This is a genomic window from Okeania sp. SIO2B9 (assembly GCF_010672505.1).
GTDB classification, from domain to species: Bacteria; Cyanobacteriota; Cyanobacteriia; order Cyanobacteriales; family Microcoleaceae; genus Okeania; species Okeania hirsuta.
Genome location: NZ_JAAHGK010000777.1, coordinates 1 through 3,749, shown reverse-complemented (window position 1 = coordinate 3,749; position 3,749 = coordinate 1). Strand labels below are relative to the sequence as shown.

At 40.8% G+C, this 3,749-nt stretch carries 2 protein-coding genes; one reads left to right on the top strand and one right to left on the bottom strand.

Annotation, left to right across the window (positions count from 1 at the left end):
- Positions 1 to 950: 950 nt before the first annotated feature.
- Positions 951 to 1,085 carry a hypothetical protein gene (locus F6K13_RS23195; RefSeq protein WP_275670479.1) on the bottom strand — a complete coding sequence of 45 codons (135 nt, stop codon included), beginning with the start codon at positions 1,083 to 1,085 and terminating at the stop codon, positions 951 to 953.
- Here F6K13_RS23195 and F6K13_RS23190 point away from each other — a divergent pair.
- On the top strand, positions 1,084 to 3,675 hold the full coding sequence (locus tag F6K13_RS23190; protein WP_287288530.1) for a tetratricopeptide repeat protein: 2,592 nt from the start codon (positions 1,084 to 1,086) through the stop codon (positions 3,673 to 3,675). The two genes, F6K13_RS23195 and F6K13_RS23190, sit on opposite strands and share 2 nt — an antisense overlap.
- The last annotated feature ends 74 nt before the right edge of the window (positions 3,676 to 3,749 follow it).

Here is a 3,749-nt window from a genome sequence, read left to right as displayed (position 1 = left end):
TGTTGCATGAAAGTAGCGTTCTTAACATCCATTGCGTAGCTTAATTGCTCTGTTTGGCGGTTATTGATGTTCTATTTACTATTGTCCAATAGTTATTGCTCTGCACTGCCAAGCGATCGCTCTGTTTCGTGATTATTGATGTTCTATTTACTATTGTCCAATAGTTAGGGCTGACCGCTCAATTTTCAAAACTTTTACCTGTAAAGGTTTCAGCCTTTTTATTTCCAAGATTAAAGAGAGTAACTTTTACCAAAACTTAGGCTTTGTTGCATGAAAGTAGCGTTCTTAACATCCATTGCGTAGCTTAATTGCTCTGTTTGGCGGTTATTGATGTTCTATTTACTATTGTCCAATAGTTATTGCTCTGCACTGCCAAGCGATCGCTCTGTTTGGCGATTATTGATGTTCTATTTACTATTGTCCAATAGTTAGGGCTGACCGCTCAATTTTCAAAACTTTTACCTGTAAAGGTTTCAGCCTTTTTATTTCCAAGATTGATGTTCTATTTATCTATTGTCCAATAGTTACAGCAGTTTCAGCGCGTTATTGTTGTAGATATGCACAAGCAAGTGCGGCAGCTATATACTTTCATGCAACAAAGCCCAAAACTTATATAGATTAGCGTACTTATTGCAGCATTTAGCAGCAAGGGAAAATCATCAATAACGATCGTATCAAACAAAAATACCATGAACAAACAAAAACAGAAAAGCAACAGTCCCGACAATACTGAAACTGCTACTTCCTGCTATCAAGCTGCTTTGAGAGTGTATACCGAATCTGCCTATCCGTTCTACTAAACTTACCCAAACTTACCCGTGCCGGAATTGCACGCAGCTCTGGAGTTAGCTTCCTGCTTTGCTGACGCAATGCTGCGCAAACACAGAAGACCACTGACCGCAGTCTGTAACTTATCTTCTCCACAGGCTTAAAATCGGCGGGAACTCTACCTACTGATAAGTGAGTATAGTAAATTTTTTCTTAACTGTCAAGTCCTCGCTTTCTAAGCGATCGCCTCTATCTAGAGGTTTTAATTGCAGCAAGAGAGAATCATCAATAATTATCGTATCAAACAAAAATACCATGAACGAACAACGCCTAACAGCATACGCACAAATAATTCAACAACTCTTAGAATGTTCCGAAGACCGAAAGGCAGACTTACTGCAAAACCATCAAGACTTAATCGATAAGGAATTCATCACCTTCATGCAGCAATATGCACAATATCTGGCAGAAGCAGGCAATAAAAATAACGCCCGACGGCTAATGAATATGGCTCAAAAACTAACGCAACGGTTAAATCAATCGCAAAATCCTGTTTCTTACACTACCCTACTGCAACAACTACTACAAGCAGAATCGGAAGTTAGGGCAGGTAAAGCAAACAAAAGCATCGTCTACCAAATTCTAGACAATAACCGACACCTCCTCAATGAAAACCTCGCCCACATCCTGCCACAATACGCATCCGACCTCATCACTAACAACTCTCCCGAAAGTACGGATAATACTGGTGCATTAATCGAAAACCTGAGTTTTCATATTTGGCAGTTTCCAAGGGGAAACAGAAAAGCACAAATAGAAATAGCGATCGCCGGATATTTATTTACGCTCAGTCACCATAAAGAAAACACCAAAGATTGGGCAAAGACTCAATACAACCTAGGATCGACCTACAAAAACAGAATCAAAGGAAATAAAGCCGACAACATAGAATCTGCCATTAAATGCTACCAAGCTGCTTGGAACGTATATACTGAGCCAAAATATCCCCAACAATGGGCAATGATTCAACACTACCTAGGATTAGTCTTCTATAGGAGAATCAAAGGTAACAAAGCCGGAAACATAGAATTGGCCATTGACTACTACCAAAATGCTTTGAGAGTATTAACTGAATCTGACTACCCCCGATATTGGGCAGAGACTCAATACTACCTAGGATCAGCTTACTCTAGTAGAATCAAAGGTAACAAAGCCGATAACATAGAACCTCCTGAAAAAGGTAACAAAGCCGACAACATAGAACCTCCTGAAATTTGCTACGAGCTAAGTGCAAGGACTCAAGACAACCTAGATATAGCATACTTTCGTAGAATCAAAAGTAGAATCAAAGGCAAAACTACCGACAACATAGAATCTGCCATTACCTGCTACCAAGCTGCTTTGAGAGTATTCACCGAATCTACCTATCCCAAAAAATGGGCCAAGACTCAAAACAACCTAGGATCAGCTTACTCTAGTAGAATCAAAGGTAACAAAGCGGACAACATAGAATCTGCCATTGCCTACTACCAAGCTGCTTTGAGAGTGAGAACAAAATCTGCCTATCCCCAAGATTGGGCTATAACTCAAAACAGCCTAGGAACAGCCTATTCTAGTAGAATCAAAGGTAACACAGCCGACAACATAGAATCTGCCATTAAATGCTACCAAAATGCTTTGAGAGTATTCACCAAATCTGACTATCCCCAACAATGGGCAAAGATTAAACACAACCTAGGTATAGCCCACAAAAACAGAATCAAAGCTAACAAAGCCGACAACAAAGAAAATCGTGTTTGCTACGCCCCAAGTGCAATAACTCAAGACAACCTAAAAGTCTACTATAGCCTAGAATTATCCTACTATAGCGAATTAGCCCACAAAAACAGAATCAAAGATAATAAAGCCGACAACATAGAATCTCTGATTTCCTTCAAGCAAAGTGCTTTGAGAACATATACCCTCTCTTCCTCTCCCAGACATTGGGCAGAGATTCAATACACACTAGGTATAGCCTACTGTCAGAGAATCAAAGGTAACAAAGCCGACAACATAGAATCTGCTATTGCCTGCTACCAAACTGCTTTGAGAGTATTTACTGAATCTGACAGCCCCCAATATTGGGCAGACACTCAAAACAGCCTAGGAACAGCCTACTCTAGTAGAATCAAAGGTAACATAGCCGAAAATATAGAATTTGCCATTGCCTACTACCAAAATGCTTTGCGAGTGAGAACAGAATCTGACTATCCCCAAGATTGGGCTATAACTCAAAACAACCTAGGTATAGCCTACAAAAACAGAATCAAAGGTAACAAGGCCGACAACATAGAATCTGCTATTGCCTGCTACCAAACTGCTTTGAGAGTGAGAACAAAATCTGCCTATCCCCAATATTGGGCTATAACTCAAAACAGCCTAGGAACAGCTTACTCTAGTAGAATCAAAGGTAACATAGCCGAAAATATAGAATTTGCCATTGCCTACTACCAAGCTGCTTTGAGAGTGAGAACCTTCTCTGACTACCCCCGAGACTGGGCAATGACTCAACACAACCTAGGAGCAGCCTACTATAGTAGAATCAAGGGTAACGTAGCGGACAACATAGAATCTGCCATTGCCTACTACGAAACTGCTTTGAGAGTGAGAACCTTCTATGACTACCCCCAAGATTGGGCAATGACTCAACACAACCTAGGATTAGCCTACAGTGACAGAATCAAAGGTAACGCAGCGGACAACATAGAATCTGCCATTGCCTACTACGAAACTGCTTTGAGAGTATATACCCTCTCTGACTACCCCCAAGATTGGGCAGAGACTCTAAACTGTCTAGGATCGGCCTGCAAAAACAGAATCAAAGGTAACAAAGCCGAAAACATAGAATCTGCCATTGGCTGCTCCTAAGTTTTTTTGAGTCTCTGCCCAATCTCGGGGATGGGCAGATTCAGTGAATACTCTCAAAGCAGCTTGGTAGCAGA